22 protein-coding genes, 1 pseudogene and 1 riboswitch are annotated in these 19,536 nt (G+C 59.9%); of the genes and pseudogenes, 12 read left to right on the top strand and 11 right to left on the bottom strand.

Annotated features, from left to right (window positions below):
- Positions 1–31: 31 nt before the first annotated feature.
- Both ABDX87_RS09830 and upp read right to left on the bottom strand, forming a co-directional pair.
- Positions 32–1,312 carry a uracil-xanthine permease family protein gene (locus ABDX87_RS09830; protein ID WP_346832691.1) on the bottom strand — a complete coding sequence of 427 codons (1,281 nt, stop codon included), beginning with the start codon at positions 1,310–1,312 and terminating at the stop codon, positions 32–34.
- Positions 1,312–1,950, bottom strand: a complete 639-nt coding sequence (gene upp, locus ABDX87_RS09825; RefSeq protein ID WP_074753556.1) for a uracil phosphoribosyltransferase — start codon at positions 1,948–1,950, stop codon at positions 1,312–1,314. Before upp ends, ABDX87_RS09830 begins: the two co-directional genes overlap by 1 nt.
- Before the next feature lie 354 nt (positions 1,951–2,304).
- Between upp and ABDX87_RS09820 the strand changes: the two genes are divergently transcribed.
- The 5 genes from ABDX87_RS09820 to ABDX87_RS09800 all read left to right on the top strand — a co-directional run bounded on the left by ABDX87_RS09820 (position 2,305) and on the right by ABDX87_RS09800 (position 5,128).
- Positions 2,305–2,862 carry a hypoxanthine-guanine phosphoribosyltransferase gene (locus ABDX87_RS09820; RefSeq protein ID WP_346832690.1) on the top strand — a complete coding sequence of 186 codons (558 nt, stop codon included), beginning with the start codon at positions 2,305–2,307 and terminating at the stop codon, positions 2,860–2,862.
- A gap of 142 nt (positions 2,863–3,004) precedes the next feature.
- Complete coding sequence (locus ABDX87_RS09815; protein ID WP_346832689.1) at positions 3,005–3,457, top strand: hypothetical protein; 453 nt, start codon at positions 3,005–3,007, stop codon at positions 3,455–3,457.
- Positions 3,458–3,564: 107 nt separating this feature from the next.
- Positions 3,565–4,056 (top strand): hypothetical protein, encoded by a 492-nt coding sequence (locus ABDX87_RS09810; RefSeq protein ID WP_346832688.1) that lies wholly within the window; start codon positions 3,565–3,567, stop codon positions 4,054–4,056.
- A 68-nt stretch (positions 4,057–4,124) separates the two neighbouring features.
- On the top strand, positions 4,125–4,412 hold the full coding sequence (locus ABDX87_RS09805; protein WP_346832687.1) for a PA4642 family protein: 288 nt from the start codon (positions 4,125–4,127) through the stop codon (positions 4,410–4,412).
- 251 nt (positions 4,413–4,663) lie between these two features.
- On the top strand, positions 4,664–5,128 hold the full coding sequence (locus ABDX87_RS09800) for a hypothetical protein (RefSeq protein WP_346832686.1): 465 nt from the start codon (positions 4,664–4,666) through the stop codon (positions 5,126–5,128).
- Between the two features lie 88 nt (positions 5,129–5,216).
- On the opposite strand, the gene mqo is transcribed toward ABDX87_RS09800, so the two are convergent.
- Together mqo and ABDX87_RS09790 are read right to left on the bottom strand one after the other, a co-directional pair.
- Positions 5,217–6,722, bottom strand: a complete 1,506-nt coding sequence (mqo, locus tag ABDX87_RS09795; RefSeq protein ID WP_346832685.1) for a malate dehydrogenase (quinone) — start codon at positions 6,720–6,722, stop codon at positions 5,217–5,219.
- Positions 6,723–7,454: 732 nt separating this feature from the next.
- Positions 7,455–7,688, bottom strand: a complete 234-nt coding sequence (locus ABDX87_RS09790) for a hypothetical protein (RefSeq protein ID WP_346832684.1) — start codon at positions 7,686–7,688, stop codon at positions 7,455–7,457.
- A 244-nt stretch (positions 7,689–7,932) separates the two neighbouring features.
- On the opposite strand from ABDX87_RS09790, the gene ABDX87_RS09785 reads away from it, so the two are divergent.
- Positions 7,933–8,514 (top strand): YajG family lipoprotein, encoded by a 582-nt coding sequence (locus tag ABDX87_RS09785; RefSeq protein ID WP_346832683.1) that lies wholly within the window; start codon positions 7,933–7,935, stop codon positions 8,512–8,514.
- Positions 8,515–8,583: 69 nt separating this feature from the next.
- On the opposite strand, the gene ABDX87_RS09780 is transcribed toward ABDX87_RS09785, so the two are convergent.
- Positions 8,584–8,787, bottom strand: coding sequence for a hypothetical protein (locus ABDX87_RS09780; RefSeq protein WP_346832682.1), 204 nt, complete (start codon positions 8,785–8,787; stop codon positions 8,584–8,586).
- Positions 8,788–8,927: 140 nt separating this feature from the next.
- Here ABDX87_RS09780 and ABDX87_RS09775 point away from each other — a divergent pair, with 140 nt between their 5' ends.
- On the top strand, positions 8,928–9,197 hold the full coding sequence (locus ABDX87_RS09775; protein ID WP_346832681.1) for a hypothetical protein: 270 nt from the start codon (positions 8,928–8,930) through the stop codon (positions 9,195–9,197).
- A gap of 625 nt (positions 9,198–9,822) precedes the next feature.
- Here ABDX87_RS09775 and ABDX87_RS09770 read toward each other — a convergent pair.
- Entirely contained in the window at positions 9,823–10,986 is a 1,164-nt protein-coding gene (locus ABDX87_RS09770; protein ID WP_346833480.1) for a 1-acyl-sn-glycerol-3-phosphate acyltransferase, read from the bottom strand.
- A 130-nt stretch (positions 10,987–11,116) separates the two neighbouring features.
- On the opposite strand from ABDX87_RS09770, the gene ABDX87_RS09765 reads away from it, so the two are divergent.
- The 3 genes from ABDX87_RS09765 to ABDX87_RS09755 are packed head-to-tail and all read left to right on the top strand — an operon-like array spanning position 11,117 to position 12,249.
- A complete protein-coding gene (locus ABDX87_RS09765) occupies positions 11,117–11,308 on the top strand; it encodes a CPXCG motif-containing cysteine-rich protein (RefSeq protein WP_346832680.1) in 192 nt (63 codons plus the stop codon).
- The gene (locus ABDX87_RS09760) at positions 11,308–11,568 is read left to right on the top strand and encodes a DUF2007 domain-containing protein (RefSeq protein WP_346832679.1); all 261 of its coding nucleotides are present in this window, start codon (positions 11,308–11,310) and stop codon (positions 11,566–11,568) included. The genes ABDX87_RS09765 and ABDX87_RS09760 overlap by 1 nt, the downstream gene beginning before the upstream one ends.
- Before the next feature lie 51 nt (positions 11,569–11,619).
- Positions 11,620–12,249, top strand: a complete 630-nt coding sequence (locus ABDX87_RS09755; protein WP_346832678.1) for an SOS response-associated peptidase — start codon at positions 11,620–11,622, stop codon at positions 12,247–12,249.
- Positions 12,250–12,399: 150 nt separating this feature from the next.
- Here the strand turns inward: ABDX87_RS09755 and ABDX87_RS29175 are convergent, their stop codons facing one another.
- Together ABDX87_RS29175 and ABDX87_RS29170 are read right to left on the bottom strand one after the other, a co-directional pair.
- On the bottom strand, positions 12,400–13,143 hold the full coding sequence (locus ABDX87_RS29175; protein ID WP_431061248.1) for a methyl-accepting chemotaxis protein: 744 nt from the start codon (positions 13,141–13,143) through the stop codon (positions 12,400–12,402).
- Between the two features lie 114 nt (positions 13,144–13,257).
- A pseudogene (locus ABDX87_RS29170) lies at positions 13,258–13,452 on the bottom strand (HAMP domain-containing protein); the annotation flags it as partial.
- A 1,383-nt stretch (positions 13,453–14,835) separates the two neighbouring features.
- Here ABDX87_RS29170 and ABDX87_RS09745 point away from each other — a divergent pair.
- The gene (locus tag ABDX87_RS09745; RefSeq protein ID WP_346832676.1) at positions 14,836–15,654 is read left to right on the top strand and encodes a M48 family metallopeptidase; all 819 of its coding nucleotides are present in this window, start codon (positions 14,836–14,838) and stop codon (positions 15,652–15,654) included.
- Positions 15,655–15,816: 162 nt separating this feature from the next.
- On the opposite strand, the gene ABDX87_RS09740 is transcribed toward ABDX87_RS09745, so the two are convergent.
- From ABDX87_RS09740 to ABDX87_RS09730, 3 genes are all read right to left on the bottom strand, one after another.
- Positions 15,817–16,401, bottom strand: a complete 585-nt coding sequence (locus ABDX87_RS09740) for a TMEM165/GDT1 family protein (protein ID WP_346832675.1) — start codon at positions 16,399–16,401, stop codon at positions 15,817–15,819.
- An 89-nt stretch (positions 16,402–16,490) separates the two neighbouring features.
- Positions 16,491–16,612: riboswitch (yybP-ykoY riboswitch) on the bottom strand.
- Positions 16,613–16,651: 39 nt separating this feature from the next.
- Positions 16,652–17,650, bottom strand: a complete 999-nt coding sequence (locus ABDX87_RS09735; protein WP_346832674.1) for a class I SAM-dependent methyltransferase — start codon at positions 17,648–17,650, stop codon at positions 16,652–16,654.
- Between the two features lie 77 nt (positions 17,651–17,727).
- A complete protein-coding gene (locus ABDX87_RS09730; protein ID WP_346832673.1) occupies positions 17,728–18,693 on the bottom strand; it encodes a 2-hydroxyacid dehydrogenase in 966 nt (321 codons plus the stop codon).
- An 88-nt stretch (positions 18,694–18,781) separates the two neighbouring features.
- Between ABDX87_RS09730 and ABDX87_RS09725 the strand changes: the two genes are divergently transcribed.
- Positions 18,782–19,411, top strand: a complete 630-nt coding sequence (locus ABDX87_RS09725) for a LysE family translocator (protein WP_346832672.1) — start codon at positions 18,782–18,784, stop codon at positions 19,409–19,411.
- Positions 19,412–19,536: the final 125 nt, after the last annotated feature.

Genomic DNA, 19,536 nt, shown 5'->3' with positions numbered 1-19,536 from the left:
GCAAGCGCGCTCCTACAAAGAGCCATTGATCCTAAGGCAACTGATCATCCAAGTGCTTGTTCTTCCAGGCATCGTTGCCCGGCAGGATCAGGTTCAGCAGAATCGCGGTCACCGCGCACAAGGCAATGCCCTTCATCCCGAAATCATCCGGGCCGTTGCCCGTGCCAATCAGCACGCCGCCGATACCGAACACCAGGGTTACCGACACGATCACCAGGTTGCGCGCTTCGGCCAGGTCGACCTTGTGCCGAATCAGCGTGTTCATGCCCACTGCTGCGATAGAGCCGAACAACAGGCACAGAATCCCGCCCATCACCGGCACCGGAATACTCTGCAACAGCGCGCCGAACTTACCGATGAACGCCAGTGCGATGGCGAAGATCGCTGCCCAGGTCATGATCTTCGGGTTGTAGTTCTTGGTCAGCATCACCGCGCCGGTTACTTCGGCGTACGTGGTGTTAGGCGGACCGCCGAAGGCGCCGGCGACCGTGGTCGCGATGCCGTCACCCAGCAGCGTGCGATGCAGGCCCGGCTTCTTGAGGTAATCACGGCCCGTCACACTGCCGACGGCAATCACGCCACCGATGTGTTCGATCGCTGGAGCCAGCGCCACCGGCACAATGAACAGGATCGCCTGCCAGTTGAACTCTGGCGCGGTGAAGTGAGGGATGTCCAGCCACGGTGCTGCGGCGATCTTGGCGACATCCACCACACCGAAATAGAACGACAGGGCAAACCCCACCAACACACCGGAGATGATCGGGACCAGGCCGAAGATGCCTTTGCCGAACACCGCGACGATCAGCGTCGTCAGCAATGCCGCCATCGAGATCGCGATAGCCGTGTGGTACGGAATCAGCTCAGCCGCGCCGTCACCGGTTCTGCCCATCGCCATGTTGGCGGCAATGGGTGCCATCGCAAGGCCAATGGAAATAATCACCGGCCCGATCACCACCGGCGGCAGAAGCCGATCGATGAAACCCGTGCCTTTGATCTTCACGGCCAGGCCCAGGAAGGTATAGACGAAGCCTGCCGCCATCACACCGCCCATGGTCGCTGCGAGGCCGAACTGGCCCTTGGCGAGAATGATCGGGGTGATGAAGGCAAAGCTGGAGGCCAGGAATACCGGCACCTGACGGCCTGTCACCAGTTGAAAGCACAGCGTGCCCAAACCTGCGGTGAAGAGTGCGACGTTAGGATCGAGGCCAGTGATCAGCGGCATCAAGACCAGCGCGCCGAAGGCCACGAAGAGCATCTGCGCGCCCGACAATACCGTGCGCCAGAGTGGATCGTTAAACTCGTCCTGCTTCATCAGGCGTCCTTTTGCTTGGTGCCGAAAATCTTGTCACCGGCATCGCCCAGGCCCGGAATGATGTAACCCTGTTCGTTCAGACGTTCATCGATGGACGCGGTGTAGATGTTCACGTCCGGATGCGCCTTCTCGACGATGGCGATGCCTTCCGGCGCGGCCACCAGGACCATTGCACGGATGTCGCGGCAACCGGCTTTTTTCAGCAGGTCGATCGTGGCGACCATCGAGCCGCCGGTGGCCAGCATCGGGTCGATGATCAACGCCAGCCGCTGGTCGATCTCGGGGGCGAGCTTTTCCAGATAGGTGTGCGCTTCGAGGGTTTCTTCGTTGCGAGCGACGCCCACGGCGCTGACCTTGGCGCCCGGAATCAGGCTGAGGACGCCTTCGAGCATGCCGATGCCCGCACGCAGGATCGGTACCACGGTAATCTTCTTGCCAGCGATCTTCTCGACCTGGACCGTACCGGCCCAGCCCTGGATGTCGTAGGTTTCCAGCGGCAGGTCTTTGGTCGCTTCGTAGGTCAGCAGTGCGCCGACTTCCTGAGCCAGTTCACGGAAATTCTTGGTGCTGATATCGGCTCGGCGCATGAGACCGAGTTTGTGACGGATCAGCGGATGGCGGATCTCACGAATGGGCATAAGGGGACGGCTCCAGCGGGCGGGCAAAAAAAACGGCTTAGATTAATCTATTCAGCTGTAACTTGTCTTACCGGTTAGGATCGCGTTTCTTACATTAATGGGACGAAGACTCTTCACGATAAAGTCGGCGAGCGAAGGTCAGGCAAGGCAAAAAGAGGCGAGCAACGGCCGGGGTCGCGTTCGACTTTAGGGGCCTAAATGAGCATTGCGAGCCTGTTTTTAACGCAGCATGGACGAGCGCAGCCACTTTTCGTGATGAGTCTGTGCAACGTTAGTCCAGAAAGACTTGCCCTGACGTTGTCCGATGCGTACCTTTGCCCGCTTTTCCTTCCACAGCCCCCCTTGGAGAGCGTCATGTCCGCTGATCTCGAGCATATCCGTCAAATCATGCGCGAGGCTGACTGCCTGTACACCGAGGCCGAAGTCGAGGCGTCCATCGCCCGCGTCGGTCAGCAAATCAACAGTGTGTTGGCCGAACGTAACCCGGTCGTATTCTGCGTGATGAACGGTGGCCTGATTTTCGCCGGCAAGCTGCTGACGCACCTGAACTTCCCGCTGGAAGCTTCGTATCTGCACGCGACGCGTTATCGCAACGAAACCAGCGGCGGCGAGCTGTTCTGGAAAGCCAAGCCAGAAGTGTCGTTCATTGACCGCGATGTATTGATCATCGACGACATCCTCGACGAAGGTCATACCCTGGGTGCGATCATCGACTTCTGCAAGCATGCAGGCGCAAGCGCCGTCCACACGGCCGTGCTGATCGACAAAGAGCACGACCGCAAGGCGCGTCCTGATCTCAAAGCCGACTTCGTCGGTCTGCCGTGCATCGACCGCTACATCTTCGGTTACGGCATGGATTACAAGGGTTACTGGCGCAATGCAGCCGGCATCTACGCCGTTAAGGGCATGTAAGGGGATCAAGGAAGCGTCTGACTTCCTGAATCGGCTTTCTTACATTTCGTAAACGTTCCATTTCAGCAAACTCGGCGCAGTACCCGGAGAGACAGAGATCAATCCGGGACACAGCCTTTTTACTTGAATGGACGTTAGCAACATGAATCTGAAACACCTGAGCGCCGGCCTCGCCGTCGCTCTCGCCTCGGCGATTGTTCTCGCTCAAACGGCTCAGGCCGCGCAACTCATCGCCACCGTCGACGTGGTGAATCAGGGCCAGCGCACGCTGGACCTGACCTCCTCGAGCTGGAGTCTGGCCGGTGAGTCGGCGGCAAATTATCGCGTCACGCCCGGCACGTTTGCGGTCGTGAACATCCCGTTGACCAATCCCACTGTCGATCAGGCTTCGTTTCGCTACAGCAGCGCGCACAAGGTTTGCCTGTTTCGCCTAGGTCACGACATGCGACCGAGTCAAAGCGGTGGCAACATCACCCTTCTCCCTCGCTACTGGGTCGACGCTCAGTCGCAAGGCAGCGAGCCCGCCACTTGCCGCGCCAAGGTCCTCAACAACACGCCGGGTCGCGGTTACGCCGTCCAGGTCGAGATGAATTGACCCGCGTGAAAGCCCACGTATCAAATCGTGAAAACGTGCTGCGCCCTTTGGGCTGAGGCACGCCTTCTCCATGCTAGAGTGCTCCCCTGTTTTTTCGGGGAGCCATCATGCCTTTGTCCTTTCGCCGTAGAGCTGCCTTGCTGGTGTTGTTGAGCCTGCCGATGGCCGCGCCTGTTGTCGCCGAACCCATGCACGCCCAATACCTGCCGCCCGATGAGTTGTCGGTGCGTGAGGGAGAACCCGAGCAGCAGCAATTGCTGCAGATCACCGACTATTCAGTGGTGGTGGGCAGCCAGCGTCAGTCCAATCAGCAGCCGATTCCCGTGACGTCGCCGCTGACCCTGCGCCTCAAGGGCAAGCCGATGAACAAAGGCGCCACGATTTCCGAGGTGCTGATTCATTTTGACGGCGAAAGCAAAAGCCTGAAAAAACCCGCGTACGACGCGTCAAGCCGCACGTTGACCCTGTATTACCCTGCCAACCAATACCGCGTGCTCGTCGATTTGCTGCGCAACGAAAAGGTCTATTGCCAGTTCCTCAGTTACGCCAATGGTCATGTCTGGGCCGATGTGCACACGGGCAGTGTACGCGCGCGTTGAGCCTGTGGCCGGGCGAGGGGTAAACTGCCCGCCCGTGAAAACGTCCCGCAAGTCAGTTGGAGTCAGCAATGCGTAAAGACAAGAAGCAGGTGATTGGCGATGAAATCGGCGATGCCCAGATCAAATTGTTCCTGGATTTCGAGCCGGTCGACGCGACTTCCCCGTCCCTGCACAAGCTGATCAAAGCCTATCGTGGCCTGCGCATCGATGACTTCGGGCGCTTTCTGGTGTTCTTCAAAGAAGCGGGCTACGACCTTGGTGGCAAAGACGCCCACGGCAATGACTTTGTCGCACTGATCAAGGATCAGCGTAACGCCGAGGAATACATCGAGTTGATCGAACAGGCGCGCGGCTGAGGCGCAGCCACACTAAACGGGCGACGCAACGGCGCCCGTTGTCATGATCACAGTGCTGGCAGGCCCACTGGCGTCCACGTAAACCTTGGCAGGGGCTTGCCGTACTGCGCGTTAAAAGGCTTTTTCCTACCTGTTCTCTCTGCGTTCATTCCTTTTAAAAACCATTGGCGCGCTCATACTTGCTCTTGTGCCTTGAGGCGCAACTTCCCGGGCAGGACGCTTGGGCAATCAAATGAAAAGGAATTCAACGCATGAACATAATCAATCGCAGTCTGAGCGCCTTCGTGGCCTTGCTTGCCACTGTGGCCATGGTGCCTGCTGCCTTCGCGGCTTACCCAAAGAGCATCAAGGTCGCGGTCGAGGTATGGAATGACGAAGTGCAGAACCTTCAAATGACGTATGCCAGCTGGAAGCCGCAGGGGACTGGTTTGAGCACGTATCACATCCAGCCTGAGAACAGCGGGAAGGGATTCAGCGTGACGCTGGCCAACCCTCGCAGTGATTCGGCGACGATGCGCTATGCGGCGGCAGGTGGCAAGAAATGCGAGTTCACCTTTTCGCACAAAGCGACGTTCAGCTGGATCGGTATAAGCCCCGCGCCTGAGAAATTTGCAACGGCCAAGTCTGTCGGCACGGCCTCTGCCGAGTGCGGTGCTTCAGTGACCAAAGGCACGAATTCGATGGAGAGTTACACGGTCAGGTTTTCGATGAAGTAACACGAAACCTGGGAGGAAGGTAAAACTGAAAGCCCCGCTGCGTGGGCGGGGCTTTCAGTAATCTCACTGATTCAGAGCGGGCTCTGAATCAAGCGAAGCTTGCCGCCTGACTGCTTGGGACCAGCTCCAGGCTCTCGTCGCTCTGGGCGCTGACACGCTGATACAGCTGCGCGTCGGTTTCCAGAATCTTCTCCCGAGCCGGGAAGATCTCATTCAGTTTGGCGGCCCATTCGGTACGAGCCTTTTCAGGGAAGCAGCGTTCGATCAGGTCGAGCATGATCGACACGGTCACCGAAGCACCGGGCGATGCGCCCAGCAGCGCTGCAAGGGAACCGTCCTTGGCCGAGACCAGTTCGGTACCGAATTGCAGAACGCCGCCTTTCTTCGGATCCTTCTTGATGATCTGCACCCGCTGACCGGCCACTTCCAGGCGCCAGTCTTCGGCTTTCGCTTCAGGGTAGAAGCGACGCAGGGCATCCAGACGCTGTTCCATGGACTGCCGCACTTCACTGATCAGGTACTTGGTTAGGTCCATGTTGTCGCGGGCTACGGCCAGCATCGGTGCGATGTTGGCGGCGCGGATCGACAGCGGCAGGTCCATGAGCGAACCGTGCTTGAGGAACTTGGTGGTGAAACCGGCGTAAGGCCCGAACAGCAGGGAGGTCTTGCCGTCGACGACGCGGGTGTCCAGGTGTGGAACCGACATCGGCGGGGAGCCCACCGCAGCCTGGCTGTAGACCTTGGCCTGGTGATGCTTGACCACTTCAGGGTTGTCGCAGCGCAGCCACTGGCCGCTGACCGGGAAACCGCCGAAACCTTTGCCTTCTTCGATGCCCGACATCTGCAGCAGCGGCAAGGCCGCGCCACCGGCGCCGAGGAATACGAATTTGGCGTCGATTTCGCGGGTGCCACCGCTGTTGACGTCCTTGATGGTCACGCTCCAGCCACTGCCTTTACGGCTCAGGCCCGTGACGCGCTTGCAGTACTTGACCTGCGCATCGGGTGCGCTGGACAGGTGCTTGAGCAATTGATTGGTCAGGTTGCCGAAGTTCACGTCGGTGCCGTGCATGACGCGTGTGGCGGCGATCGGCTCATCGGCCGGACGGCCGGGCATCATCAGCGGCATCCACTCGGCCAGCTTGGCCTTGTCTTCGGTGTATTCCATCGACGCGAAGGCGTGGTGCTTGCGCAGCGCTTCATAGCGTTTTTTGAGGTACGCCATGCCTTTTTCGCCCTGAACGAAGCTCAGGTGCGGCACCGGGGTGATGAACGAGCGAGAAGAGCCGAAGGTGCCCTTGCGAGCCAGATAGCTCCAGAACTGCTTCGACACTTCGAACTGGGTGTTGATATGAATCGCTTTTTTGATGTCGATGGAGCCATCGGCCGCTTCCGGCGTGTAGTTCAGCTCGCACAGGCCTGCATGGCCGGTGCCTGCGTTGTTCCATGGGTTGGAACTCTCTGCGGCACCGGAATCCATCAGCTCGACAACCTCAAGCTTGAGGCTTGGGTCGAGCTCCTTGAGCAGCACTGCGAGGGTGGCACTCATGATGCCTGCCCCGACCAGTACCACATCGACTGCTTCGTTATGCGCCATTAACGCGTCTCCAAAATCTGCAGCACCAAATTGACGGCATGGACCCCGAGGTCAGTTGCCGGGTGCGGGCAGCGCGGGGTTCGCGCAGTGCCTCGTACAACCCGGCCGGGATCGGCATGTCCGATTCTTCGCAATTTTTTGCATCTTCAGCGGACGCCACCGCAGGGGCCTGGTCGATGCTTTTGTCGTGCAAGCATGAACGCATTTTTTGGCCCGAACAGCCATTCGACTATCGTCAAGACGTCCGGTTATGCAACCAAATCCGTAGTGGACAGGCTTCAGGCTCCGGTTGTGGAGGCTGCGCTGCAGTCGGTCCTTTGCAAGGGGGCTGGGTCAGACGCTAATGGTGCATGTACAAACGCGTAACTATTCATTTGCTCGCCACACTCTTGTGAAGTTGTGAAAACCCGTTTTTTTCGCGCTCTTTTGGAGACGCAAACCTCAAAAAGGGCTGCGCGATGGCAGCTCTGGCAGATCAGGTTCATACACAGTGTGGGCATTGGCGTGCGCAAAAGGTTCGAGTGAATCGACGTTTTCGCGCCTGCACAGCGGACACACCGGGCTGCACATGTCTGTGTGGAAGGCTCTCTGTGGGCGATACGGAGGAGTCGATACGCGGTATCAACGATGCTGCGAGGCCCGATCAGGAGACGTCCTTATAATCGGGGGGAGATTATAGCGATGAAACGCGCAGAATTGATCCAGAAAAAATGACTTTTATTCGCCGTTCGGTCAGATGCTGAGCAATTGCCGGGCGGTAATCGCACGCGCGCGGGGACTGACGCGGGCGCTGGCAGGCAGGGGCTGGTGCAGCCAGCTCAGATTGGCTTCGGTTATTTCCACCCAGTCATGACCCTGAGGCGCCACGGCGCAGTGCTTGAACGAAACGCAGATGCCGTACTTGTCCACGCGGGCATAGTGGCGATGACGGCGACGGAGCGAGAACAGAGACCAGAGAAAGTCCATGGGAAGACTCCTTGCTGTGGGAAGCGCTGTTGGGCGTTTGAGAAAAGTATGGCGTGCGGCGATGACATCCCCATGACGTCCACATTGCGTAATGGTGTCGGCGCGGATCTTCTGGCTGTCATGAACGACGGTGGAGTCGGGAACCGGTGCGATGGCACTTTGTCGTATCTTTACGCTAGTGAGCGACCTTGCGAGGTCGTTATACTGCGGCACAATTTGTGCCTTGGCCCATGGAGAAATGAGCATGTTGCGTCGCGTTTTGTTCGGTTTGCTTGCTGTAGGCAGTCTGACGCTGGTGGGGTGTGCCCACAGCCCGCAGTCGCTTAGCCCACAACCCAAGTTGAACAGCCAGCTGGCGCCTGTCGGGCACGGTCAGCAGGTGGTGGTTCGGGTTGTCGACGGTCGCCAGTCGCAGACCCTTGGCACCCGCGGTGGTCTGTACCCTGAAACCAGTTCGATCACGGTCAACAGCCAGCAGGTGGTTCCGCAGCTCCAGGCCCAGGCCGAAGCCGCCGTGCGCCTGCTGGGCTTTACGCCGGTACAGGGTGGCAACGGACCACAGCTGACCATTACGCTCGCTGACCTCAAGTATCAGTCGCCCAAAGAAGGCCTGTACGTGACCGAAGCCAACATCAGTTCGACCTTCCGCGCCGACGTGCAGAACAATGGTCGCAGCTACAGCGGCCGTTACGCGGCGTCGCTGGATCAGCGTTTTGGCATGGCGCCGAACGAGGAAACGAACACCAAACTGATCAGCGACGTGCTCAGCGATGCGCTGACCCGTCTGTTCCAGGATCAGACCATCGGTCGCACGCTGGGCCAGTAACTCGACTGGCTGTATGACAAAAGCCCCCGGTTTCGTGAGAAGCCGGGGGCTTTTTGTTGGGTATCGGGTTTACGCCGCCTGGTAGAAATCCAGAAAGCTGTAACCCGTTTCCAGGTCGACCTCCGGCAGATCGTTATGAGCGTGGCCACCCAGTGCGCAGTAGACCAGCCAATGCCTGTCCTGAACGTTGAAGGCCAGCGCGTCGATAAGCGCTTCCTGCTCGTCACTCTGGGCAATAAGGTAAAGGCGGTCCTGGTTGTGGGCGTGCAGCATGACGCTCTCCGTATCCGGGGTGGTCGAGTCGAGGTGCTACACAGTGAACGGTTCAGGTGACGTTAAGGTGACACGCAGTACCTTTATCGTCAGATCCAACTGAACCTGCGGCGCCCCTGACCTGGCGCCATCGAGGCCCCATGTCGCTCCTCCAGCACTCCCCCGCAATGGTCCTCAACGGGTTGGCGCTACTGGCCGCCGGACCCGGGATCTGGCTGTTGCACACCACCCGCAATCTCGAACAGCGCGAAACCACGCATCTGCACAAACTCACCGAGCAAGCGCCCATCGACGAGCCCATGCACCTGATGGACGTGCCCACCCTGCGCATGATCCGCCTGAGCTATCGCATCGGCGCCGCGTGCCTGGGGTTCGCGTTGCTGTTGTCGTGGGTGAGCACTAAGATCTGACCGCAACGCCCGGATGACCCAGAGCGTCATTGAATGCGTTACCACGCGGAGCGAGGGAACCATCAGGTTTCTCGCGATGGGAGTGAGCCAGTTTCATTAAGGTGAATGAGGCACCGCATTCGTCAGCAAGCTAACTCCCACAGGTTTTGTGTTCAGCCAGCAGGTGATGCGGCAAACCTACGAAAGCGCAGAGCGCGCTTCGCTTTTGATCTTGATCTTGATCTTCATACCGCAGCAGGCCTGACACCACAAAGCGCGACTTGGGTGCAGGCTGAACGCAGGCGATGCGGAGTGGGCCGAGCGGCATGGATGCCGCGAGAGCGCCGTCAGGACTTGGATGTCCGTTCGGCGCGGGCCCACGGAGCGTCGCCGAAGTGAGGGTACCCGACGCAGGAGGGCCAAACCGGGAGCAAACCCTTGGTTACTTGGGGTTATCAAGTAACCCGCCGAAGGCGGAACAGTTTGGCCGTTAGGACAAACCAAACCATCAGCGTCACCCCAGATAGTGGAAATGCACACCATATAAGCGAGCTTGCTCGCGATTGCGTCGTGTCATCCACCGAATCGCGTGCAGAACCATCTGATTCGCGAGCAAGCTCGCTCCCACAGTGATCGAACTCTGCGTTTAAAGCGGCAATCCCGCCTTGACCCGATACTGATTGCGCACCGGCGTCGCGTATTGCAGCACCAGATACGGACGGTGCTCCTCGGCGCAGCCGTCGAGGCGGCGTTGCCATTCTTCTTTCGCACGCTCTAGCTCATCGGCCGGGAAAATGTCCGCAGCGGCAGGCACGTTCAGGCTCGGATCGGCATCGGCCCACTGCGCGTACGCCAGATAATGCACCGGGAACAGCCGGTAGCCGCCGAGGATCTGCCGGTCCATTTCGATCGCCAATTGCTTGGTGTCTTCGAACAGCTCGGTGATCGGCGGCGCGAAGTTAACGTGGACGCGGCCTTTATAGCCGGTGATGCCCAGCGCGATGCTGACATCGTCCTCGCCCGGTGCCTTGGTGTAGCTGCCGGTGGTCGCCCGGATGTACAGCTCGCGGGCCTTTGCCTGATCGCACGGGTCGTACTCGTAGCTGATCGAGACAGGCGTCAGGTTCAGCGACTGAATGACTTCGCCAAACGGCTCGTCCTTGCGACTCATGTGAAACATCTTGAGGATCGCCGACTCGGTGCGGTCGTCGCCATCTTTGGCGCGGCCTTCGGCCTGCGCGATCCAGATGGACTGGCAGTCGTTGCGAATCGAGTGATTGATGTAGGCCGACAGCAACTGGTACGCCGCCATCTTTTCGCGGCGTCCGGTGATGGAACGATGCACGATGAAGCTCTTGTTCAGGCGCATCAGGTCGCTGACGAAAGGCTTCTGCAGCAGGTTGTCGCCGATGGCGATCCGCGGCGTCGGCAAGCCTGCGTGATACACGGCATAGTTGACGAACGCCGGATCCATCACGATATCCCGGTGGTTGGCCAGAAACAGGTAAGCCACGCCGGACTTGAACTGCTCCACGCCGGTGTAGGTCACACCATCGGTGGCCCGTTCGATCGTATGATCGACGTAATGCTCGACCTTGTCCTGCAAGGCGGCGACGGTGTCGATGCCGGCGAACTGGCGGCGCAGCTTGCGCGCGATCGCAGGCTGAAGGATCCAGCCGAGGGAGCCGGCCAGACGTGGAAAACGGAAATGCGTGAGGATCGCGAGGAACGCCTCGTCACCCAGTAGCCGGTTGAGTACGGCTTTTACTTCGGTGTCGTCGTACGGTCGGATGGCATCGAATTCGCCCATCATGCTCTCTTGTTGGAAACGGCTAGGGTAAAGGTAGGTCGAGTCCGGTTTTACGCCCGGATGGTGAGAAATAAAGCTCGGCCTGCAAACAAGTCGGCGATTATACGCAAAACTGCTCTCGGAGACTGTGATGCACGAAATACAACCTGCCGCGCCTTACGAGTGCCCTTATTGCGGCGAACCGGGAGAAACGGTCCTGGATCTGTCGGAAGGCGACCACCATTTCATCGAAGACTGTCATGTGTGCTGCCGTCCCATCGAGTTTCATCTGCAAACCGATGGCCAGGAATGGGATCTGGACGTCCGTGCCGAGAACGACTGATGCGCAAAATCTATGAACCGGAAAACATGATGGAAGGCGAGTTGTTGCAGTCCATGCTCGCCAGCGAAGGCATCGAGTCACACATAACCGGACGCCACTTGCTGGGCGGGATCGGCGAGTTGCCGGTGTTCGGCCTGCTGGGGCTGGCGGTGCAGGATGAAGAGGCCGATCGGGCGCGACAGTTGATCACTGAGTACAATGGCGCCTTTCCGTTGCCGGGCGAAGAGCCTGACAGCTATCCCGATGTGTTGTTGTGCTGAGGCTTGTCCCGCGCCGCTTCATTCGCTTTTCAAAAGAGTTGCCCTGAGCCCATGTGTGGACGTTATGCCCTGTTTCGTTGGACGCCCGCGTTTGCGGCCTTGCCCGGATTTCCAGCGGACCAGCAGGCGCAGTGGAATATTTCGCCCCATGATTCGGTGCTGATGGTCCGGGCGAGCGAGGAGGGCGAGGCCGGGCGTGAAGTGGCCCGAGCGCGCTGGGGCCTGACCCCGCCGTGGCTGACCGATATGTCACGCACGCCGGCCCACGCGCGGGCGGAAACGCTGGCTGAACAACCGATGTTCCGTCAGGCGTTTCGTGAGCGCCGCTGTCTGCTCCCCGCCAACGGCTTCTACGAGTGGCGCGGAACGGTGCGCAAAAGGCCGTTCTGGCTGACGCCGGCCGAGGGCTCGACGCTGTATTTCGCGGCGATCTGGGAGGCTTATCCGGTGGAGGAGCATGTCTATCTGAGCGTGGCGGTGGTGACGCAATCAGCGATGAATCAGCGCAGGCCGCTGATTCTCGATGCGGAGGGGCAGGCTGCCTGGCTGGACCCTGACAGCTCGCTGGTGACGTTGCAGTCTTTGCTCGCCGCACCGCAGACGCCGCTGCGCGAGCGGCCATTGGCCAATCTGGTGAACGATCCGAAGCTCAATGCGCCGGAATGCCTGACGCCGCTTTAATACTGGCGCCTGTCTCAGGCTGTGCGCTGAACCTGTGGGAGCCGGCTTGCTGGCGAATGCGGTGCATCATTCACGAATAGGTTGACTGACACCCCGTATTCGCCAGCAAGCCGGCTCCCACTCAGAAAGCTGGCGCCCTACTGAAACTCATCAGACCTTGAACTGATTGATCAACCGTCTCTGCTGCTCGGCCAGTTTGGTCAGTTCCGCACTCGCCTGACTCGACTCATCCGCGCCACCGGCCACTTCGTTCGCCACCTGACCGATGTTGATCACGTTACGGTTGATATCGTCGGCGACTGCGCTTTGCTCTTCCGCCGCGCTGGCGATCTGGTTGTTCATGTCGTTGATGACCGACACGGCCTTGGTAATGCTTTCCAGGGCCTGCGCGGCCTCGGCGGCATGACCCACGCTCTCGTCCGTCTTGCTCTGGCTGTCTTCCATGACTTTGACCACCTGCCGCGTTCCGTTTTGCAGCTGTTGGATCATGGTCTGGATTTCTTCGGTCGCCTGCTGCGTTTTCTGCGCCAGGTTGCGCACTTCATCGGCCACCACCGCAAACCCGCGTCCCTGTTCACCGGCACGCGCGGCCTCAATCGCAGCGTTCAACGCCAGCAGGTTGGTCTGCTCGGCGATCCCGCGAATGGCTGTCAGGATCGCGTTGATGTTCTCACTGTCCTTGGCCAGCGTCTGCACCACGCTCACCGCGCGGCCGATTTCCACCGCCAGCTCGCTGATGGAGTTCGACGTGTTGTGGACAATACGCATGCCCTGGTTGGCGGCGTCGTCCGCATGGTTGGCGGCTTGCGCGGCCTGAGTCGCGTTGCGCGCGACGTCTTGCGCGGTCGCGGTCATTTCGTGCACGGCGGTCGCGACCAGCTCGATCTCGGCCATCTGCTTATGCACGCCGTTATTGGTGCGAATCGCAATGTCGGCGGTGTGCTCGGATGAGTCGCTGACCTTCTGCACCGACGTCACGACCTGGCTGATCATGACCTGCAGCTTGCCCAGGAAGGTGTTGAACCCGCTGGCGATCGAGCCCAGCTCGTCGGCTCGATCGCTGGTCAGGCGACGCGTCAGATCCCCTTCGCCTTTGGCGATGTCGTCGAGCATGGCCACCATCTGCTTCAGCGGACGGGCAATGCCACGGCCGACGAACCAGACGATCAGCAGACCTAGCGCGGCGATCAACAAGCCAACCATGGTCATCCCGAAAATATCCGTGTCGCGCTGATGCGCCAGGTCGCTTTGCAGCTTCTGCAGGTCGGCCATTACTGCGCTGACCGGCATGCGAATCATCAGCGTCCAGCGTGCGTCGGTGTTGCCTATGCCGAAGGGCAGGTACAGCTCAATGTGACCGTGCTCCTTGTCGATGTCGTAACGCACATCCCCTTTGGTCAGGTTCGTCAGGTTCGCGACTTCGTTGGCGTCGAGGATCTCGCTGGCTTTTTCGCCGAGTTTGCTGGTGTCCTTGGTGTAGGCCACCAGTCGTCCATTGGTGCCGATCAGCGCCAGGTCGCCCGCGCCGTCATAGAGCTTTTTGTCCGCGTTTTCGAGCATGTCCTGAATGAAGTTCACCGACAGGTCGGCGCCGACGATGCCCTGGAACTGTCCGTCCAGCATGATCGGCTCAATGAACGAAGACAACATGACCATCTTGCCGCCGACCTGATAAGGCGCGGGATCAATCACGCAGGGTTTGCGGGTTTCCCGCGAGCATAAGTAGTACTCGCTGGACCGAATGCCGGTAGACAGGACTTTCTGGTCTTCCAGGCTCGCCAGCTTCTCTAGATTGAAGCTGCCGTCAGGCTTGCGGTACCACCAGGCCATGAACCGGCCGTCCTTGGGGTCGACGCCGTTGATCGGCGCTTCAGCGTAGGCGGCGTCGTTGTGGTCGAGGGCGTTATGTTCCCAACCGATGTAGGCGCCCAGGATTTTCGGGTTGCGCACCACCGTTTCGTGCAGGACGTTGAGCAACTGCTCACGGCTGACCTTCAGCAGCGGCTCGCCTTTGGCGTCCTTCATGCCGATGACTGCGTTGGTCGTGGCCAGTCCGGCGGCTGTGTTGAGCGGAGCTTCCAGTTCACGCTGAATATCACTGGCTTGCGTTCGGGCAATGGCCGTCAGGCGTTGCTCGATGGCTTGCTCGAATTGGGCGGTGGTGCGTTGCTCCACCAGCGCCTGCGTGCGCGCCCCTGAAAAAAGCGCGTAGAGAACGAGTGCCGCCACGACGCTGAGTACGATGGCGCCGGCCAGTGCGGCCACTGAAAACTGGATCGACTTGAACTTCATAGGAACTCCGGACGTGGAATTACGCCTGAAGGAGGTATCGCCTCGCCCTGAGCTTCCATGAGATGAAACCGACGAAATGGCCGTTTTTGATGCCTATGGGTCGCTTTTGGACAGGTTGGCTGGGTGGCCCGGATTTAAAGGCGTTCATGAGTCTCGAAAGAGAGAGGGGAAGTGTTTTAAAGCTGTTACGGATGTGCGTTTTTTACAGGTCTAGTTGCATGGCGAACGGCTGCCATCTGGTACTCGGACGGCGTACCGCCTAGGATGGGCGCCTTGTTTCCAGGGAGATACACAATGCGTCAGACCTTTGCTCTTTGTGCGCTGAGCGCAGCGCTGCTGGTTGCAGGCTGCCAGGCTGTCAACACCACCAGCGGAGATTCGGTGGGTGTCGAGCGCAAGCAATACATGTTTAGCATGCTCTCGACCGACCAGGTCAATCAGATGTATGCCCAGTCCTATCAGCAGACCGTTACCGAGGCCACCTCCAAAGGCGTGCTGGACAAGAGCAGCGCCGAGGCCAAGCGCGTTCAGAACGTCGCCAACCGCCTGATCGCCCAGGCACCGAAGCTGCGTCCGGATGCGGCGCAATGGCAGTGGGAAGTGAACCTGATCAAGAGCGATGAGCTGAACGCCAACTGCGGCCCTGGCGGCAAAATCATCGTGTACACCGGCCTGATCGATACGCTGAAGCTCAGTGACGATGAGCTGGCGGCAGTGATGGGTCACGAAATCGCGCATGCCTTGCGCGAACACGGGCGCGAAGCCATGTCCAAGGCGTACGGCATTCAGATGGCGAAGCAGGGCGCAGGGTCGTTGCTGGGCTTGGGCCAGGACAGCCTCGCGCTGGCCGACACCGTGGTCAATTACAGCCTGACGCTGCCGAACAGCCGGGCCAACGAGAATGAAGCGGACCTGTTAGGTCTGGAATTGTCGGCACGTGCCGGTTACAACCCGAATGCCGCGATTACGCTTTGGCAGAAGATGGAAGCTCAAGCCGGAGCATCGCAGCCTGAGTTCATGAGCACTCACCCGGCTTCGGCGAACCGGATTGCCTCGTTGCAGGCCGCCATTCCGAAGGTGATGCCGCTGTATGAGCAGGCGCCTAAGTCTTGAGTATTTGAAGCGGCTCCGGTGAGACCTGACTGTGGGAGCGAGCTTGCTCGCGATGCGATTCATCAATCGACATTGATGTATCTGATCTGACGCTTTCGCGAGCGAGCTCGCTCCCACAGAGGTACAGCAGCACGAGGCGGAAGCCGGTCTTTCAGCTCCGGATCAGACCCAGCCGCTGACCTGCATCGCCTTGTACACCGCAACGATCGCCAGGATGAAGAACGCACCGGCGGCCAAGCGACGAATCAGCGTCAGCGGCAGTTTTTCCGCCGCGAAATTACCCGCCAGCACCACCGGCACGTTGGCCAGCAGCATGCCCAGCGTCGTGCCCAGGATCACCAGCCACAGGTACGAGTACTGCGCCGCCAGCATCACCGTGGCGATCTGCGTCTTGTCACCGATCTCGGCGATGAAGAACGCAATCAACGTGGTCATGAAAGGCCCGAACTTGCGCGCGGTGCTGGCTTCGTCGTCGTCCATCTTGTCCGGGACCAGTGTCCACAATGCCGTGGCGGTAAAGCTCGCGGCGAGGATCCAGTGCAGCATGGCGTCGGAGAAGAAACTGCTGAACCAGGCACCGACGGCACCGGCCGCAGCGTGGTTGGCCAGCGTAGCCGCGACAATACCGGCAATGATCGGCCACGGCTTGCGAAAGCGGGCTGCGAGGATGAGCGCGAGAAGTTGGGTCTTGTCACCGATTTCGGCCAGTGCGACGACCGCGGTAGGGACCAACAGGGATTCCAGCATCAGGATTTTCCTAAGGGGCGGGTCGACACGGCTATGACACGTACAACCTCCCCGCCCCGGGTCAGGATGTTCGTGTCATAGGTCTTGTCAAACCACCGATCCGTCTAAGCGGATCTGGGGTCGCACGCACCATGGTCTGAGGACCAAGTATGTTGATGCGCGCCGGACGAGCATGGCGCTCGTGGGAGACTACTCCCCTAGGACGGAGCGGATTCTGCCTACACGAATCGTGTTCGGCAAGCGCTAATTTTCACGCACGTTTGGCGCGGTAAATCCTGAACCCTTGACCTTCGGCCATGACGGCACATACGCCAAGGTGCTGCTCGATAATCGGTTGGTAACGCAGGAAGCTGTTGGCAACCAATCGAAGTTCGCCGCCTTTTTTCAGGTGTTCGCGTGCTTTTCGCAGCAGATTCTCTGTCGCGGCATAGTCGGTGTGGACGCCGGTATGAAAGGGCGGATTGCTCAGAATGACGTCCAGATGGTGGGGCGCGGCGTCGATGCCGTCACCGGTCAACACTTCACCCTCAAGACCATTGGCCGCCAGCGTCAACCGGCTGCTGGCGGTGGCAAACGCGTCCACATCCAGCATCGTGACGTTCATGTCCGGGCTGCGACGTTTAATCGCAGCGCCCAGCACGCCCGCACCGCATCCGAAATCCAGCAAATGACCGGTAGGCAACCGGTCGAGATTTTCCAGCAGCAGCGCCGAGCCCCGGTCGAGCCGGCCATGACTGAAAACGCCGGGCAGACTGATCACTTTTAGAGGCCCGCCTTCCATGTCGATCTCGAAATGTTTGGCGAGACTGTTCAGCTCGACCGCCTGCGGCGCTTCTTCCACGGTGACTTGCCACAGCTGACAGTGGCGGGCGCTGTCGAGTTTGCGCGCGCGTCCGAAAGGGCTCAGCTGACGCGCGGCCGCTTCGATGCCAGCGCGTTTTTCGCCAACCAGAAACAGCTCGCGGCCTTGCAGGCGCGAGGCGAGGGCATTGAGCAGGTAGTCGGTGAGGTCTTTGGCTTTAGGCAGGAACAACACGGCGGCGTCGAACGCTTCAACCGGCGCCTCGGTGCCGAAGTGAGTACGCCCGGCAAAGCGTGCGTCCAGCGCTGCGAAGTCACCCGCATGCCAGCTCCAGCCTCGGGCGTTGGGCAGCGTGCCCATCAGGTCGTCGGCAGGCAGGCCGGTCAGCAGCAATGAGCCCTGAAACAAATCGGCCTGACGGAGTAACACTTCACTGCGCGGGTCCATCTTCGGCTCCTGGAAAAAAGAGCGAAGTTTATCAGGAGAATGGGGTAGAGCACGCGCTCCTGCCCGATCAGCAGCCCTCAGCTGACGACTCGGATGGGCTTGCCCGCATAAAACGCCAGCGCGTTCTCATTCACCTGGCCAACGATACGCTGCCGCGCTTCCTGGCTGCCCCAGGCACTGTGCGGCGTGATGATCAGGCGAGGGATGTCACCCGAGAGCAGCGGGTTGCCGTTGACCGGAGGCTCGACGGTCAGCACGTCGGTCGCAGCGCCCGCGAGATGGCCGTTGCGCAGGGCATCGGCCAGCGCCTGCTCATTGATCAGACCACCACGGGCGGTGTTGACGATGAATGCTTTCGGCTTCATCAGGCTCAGTTCGTGCGCGCCGATCATGTCCCGGGTGTGCTCGTTGAGCGGGCAGTGGAACGTCAGGGCGTCCACTTGCGGCAACAGCTCATGCAACGGCAAGCGGTCGGGGCGAGCAGGGCGGCCGGGGATCTGGCCCAGCAGAACGCGCATGCCAAAGGCTTCGGCGAGCTTCGCCACCGCTCCGCCCAGCTCGCCATGCCCCAGAAGGCCTAATGTCTTGCCTTCCAGCTCCACAATCGGAAAATCCAGCAGGCAGAACTGCCGGGATTTCTGCCACATGCCCTGATGAATCGCCTGCTGATAGTCCGGCAGTCGCGTGGCCATCGCCAGCAGCAGCATCAGGGTGTGCTGCGCCACCGAAGGCGTCCCATAGCCCTGACAGTTGCTCACCACGACACCGTGCTGGCGGGCGGCCTCAAGGTCCACATTATTGACGCCGGTCGCTGTCACCAGGATCAGTTTCAGATCGGGACATGCAGCGATCGCGTCGGCATCGATCATGATCTTGTTGGTAATCGCGACCTGCGCGCCTTGCAGCCTTTCGATGACCTGGTCCGCCGTAGAGCTGGAGTGCAGAATCAATTCGCTGAAGGTTTCACGCCAGGGGGCAAGGTCCAGATCGCCGAGGTCCAGCGAGGTGTGATCCAGGAAAACTGCTCTGCTTTGACTCGACATCAGCTGTACCTTTTGCTCAGTGAGGGGGAGGCGTAAGGTAGCGAGCCTACCAGAGCCTGCCGCTCGTAAAAACGCCTGGAGTCCCCACATGTATTGGACGGAATTTCTCACCGTAGCCCTTATCCACCTGTTGGCGGTCGCCAGTCCCGGTCCTGATTTTGCGGTCGTCGTGCGTGAAAGCGTGACCCATGGCCGAAAGGCCGGGACCTACACCGCCATGGGTGTGGGCACGGCGATTTTCCTGCACGTCGGATATTCGCTGCTGGGCATCGGGTTGATCGTTTCGCAATCCATCGTGCTGTTCAACGCATTGAAATGGGCAGCGGCTGGCTACCTGTTGTACATCGGCATCAAGGCGCTGCGCGCCAAACCGGCCAGTGCGTCGGACGCGCCGGTGGACATTGCCCGCGGTGAGCGCACGGCGCGTGGTGCCTTCACAGCCGGTTTCGTGACCAACGGCCTGAACCCCAAGGCGACGTTATTCTTCCTCTCGTTGTTTACCGTGGTGATCAACCCGCACACGCCGATGCTGGTTCAGGCGGGTTATGGCGTTTATCTGGCGCTGGCGACGGGTGTCTGGTTCTGCCTGGTGGCCCGTCTGTTCAGCCAGCCACGGGTGCGCGCAGGCTTCGCCCGAATGGGCCACTGGTTTGACCGCGCCATGGGTGGAGTTCTGGTGGCGTTGGGTGTGAAGCTGGCGTTTACTCAGGCCAGCTGACTGACCCCACTTCGAGACTCACACAGTCCTGTGGGAGTGAGCTTGCACACGAAGAGGCCCGTGGATTCGCTGTATGATCAGCGTCTGAGATTCAGCTTCGTGAATCAGCTCAGTTTCGCCGCTGG

The sequence above is a fragment of the Pseudomonas abietaniphila genome, from assembly GCF_039697315.1.
GTDB lineage: Bacteria > Pseudomonadota > Gammaproteobacteria > Pseudomonadales > Pseudomonadaceae > Aquipseudomonas > Aquipseudomonas abietaniphila_B.
This window is presented reverse-complemented; position numbering and strand designations above follow the sequence as displayed.

Bases quoted from the DNA above. Each gene is read 5' to 3' on its own strand.
- ABDX87_RS09830 (WP_346832691.1), bottom strand. From the start codon at position 1,312: ATGAAGCAGGACGAGTTTAACGATCCACTCTGGCGCACGGTATTGTCG.
- upp (WP_074753556.1), bottom strand. From the start codon at position 1,950: ATGCCCATTCGTGAGATCCGCCATCCGCTGATCCGTCACAAACTCGGT.
- ABDX87_RS09820 (WP_346832690.1), top strand. From the start codon at position 2,305: ATGTCCGCTGATCTCGAGCATATCCGTCAAATCATGCGCGAGGCTGAC.
- ABDX87_RS09815 (WP_346832689.1), top strand. From the start codon at position 3,005: ATGAATCTGAAACACCTGAGCGCCGGCCTCGCCGTCGCTCTCGCCTCG.
- ABDX87_RS09810 (WP_346832688.1), top strand. From the start codon at position 3,565: ATGCCTTTGTCCTTTCGCCGTAGAGCTGCCTTGCTGGTGTTGTTGAGC.
- ABDX87_RS09805 (WP_346832687.1), top strand. From the start codon at position 4,125: ATGCGTAAAGACAAGAAGCAGGTGATTGGCGATGAAATCGGCGATGCC.
- ABDX87_RS09800 (WP_346832686.1), top strand. From the start codon at position 4,664: ATGAACATAATCAATCGCAGTCTGAGCGCCTTCGTGGCCTTGCTTGCC.
- mqo (WP_346832685.1), bottom strand. From the start codon at position 6,722: ATGGCGCATAACGAAGCAGTCGATGTGGTACTGGTCGGGGCAGGCATC.
- ABDX87_RS09790 (WP_346832684.1), bottom strand. From the start codon at position 7,688: ATGGACTTTCTCTGGTCTCTGTTCTCGCTCCGTCGCCGTCATCGCCAC.
- ABDX87_RS09785 (WP_346832683.1), top strand. From the start codon at position 7,933: ATGTTGCGTCGCGTTTTGTTCGGTTTGCTTGCTGTAGGCAGTCTGACG.
- ABDX87_RS09780 (WP_346832682.1), bottom strand. From the start codon at position 8,787: ATGCTGCACGCCCACAACCAGGACCGCCTTTACCTTATTGCCCAGAGT.
- ABDX87_RS09775 (WP_346832681.1), top strand. From the start codon at position 8,928: ATGTCGCTCCTCCAGCACTCCCCCGCAATGGTCCTCAACGGGTTGGCG.
- ABDX87_RS09770 (WP_346833480.1), bottom strand. From the start codon at position 10,986: ATGGGCGAATTCGATGCCATCCGACCGTACGACGACACCGAAGTAAAA.
- ABDX87_RS09765 (WP_346832680.1), top strand. From the start codon at position 11,117: ATGCACGAAATACAACCTGCCGCGCCTTACGAGTGCCCTTATTGCGGC.
- ABDX87_RS09760 (WP_346832679.1), top strand. From the start codon at position 11,308: ATGCGCAAAATCTATGAACCGGAAAACATGATGGAAGGCGAGTTGTTG.
- ABDX87_RS09755 (WP_346832678.1), top strand. From the start codon at position 11,620: ATGTGTGGACGTTATGCCCTGTTTCGTTGGACGCCCGCGTTTGCGGCC.
- ABDX87_RS29175 (WP_431061248.1), bottom strand. From the start codon at position 13,143: ATGGCCGAGATCGAGCTGGTCGCGACCGCCGTGCACGAAATGACCGCG.
- ABDX87_RS09745 (WP_346832676.1), top strand. From the start codon at position 14,836: ATGCGTCAGACCTTTGCTCTTTGTGCGCTGAGCGCAGCGCTGCTGGTT.
- ABDX87_RS09740 (WP_346832675.1), bottom strand. From the start codon at position 16,401: ATGCTGGAATCCCTGTTGGTCCCTACCGCGGTCGTCGCACTGGCCGAA.
- ABDX87_RS09735 (WP_346832674.1), bottom strand. From the start codon at position 17,650: ATGGACCCGCGCAGTGAAGTGTTACTCCGTCAGGCCGATTTGTTTCAG.
- ABDX87_RS09730 (WP_346832673.1), bottom strand. From the start codon at position 18,693: ATGTCGAGTCAAAGCAGAGCAGTTTTCCTGGATCACACCTCGCTGGAC.
- ABDX87_RS09725 (WP_346832672.1), top strand. From the start codon at position 18,782: ATGTATTGGACGGAATTTCTCACCGTAGCCCTTATCCACCTGTTGGCG.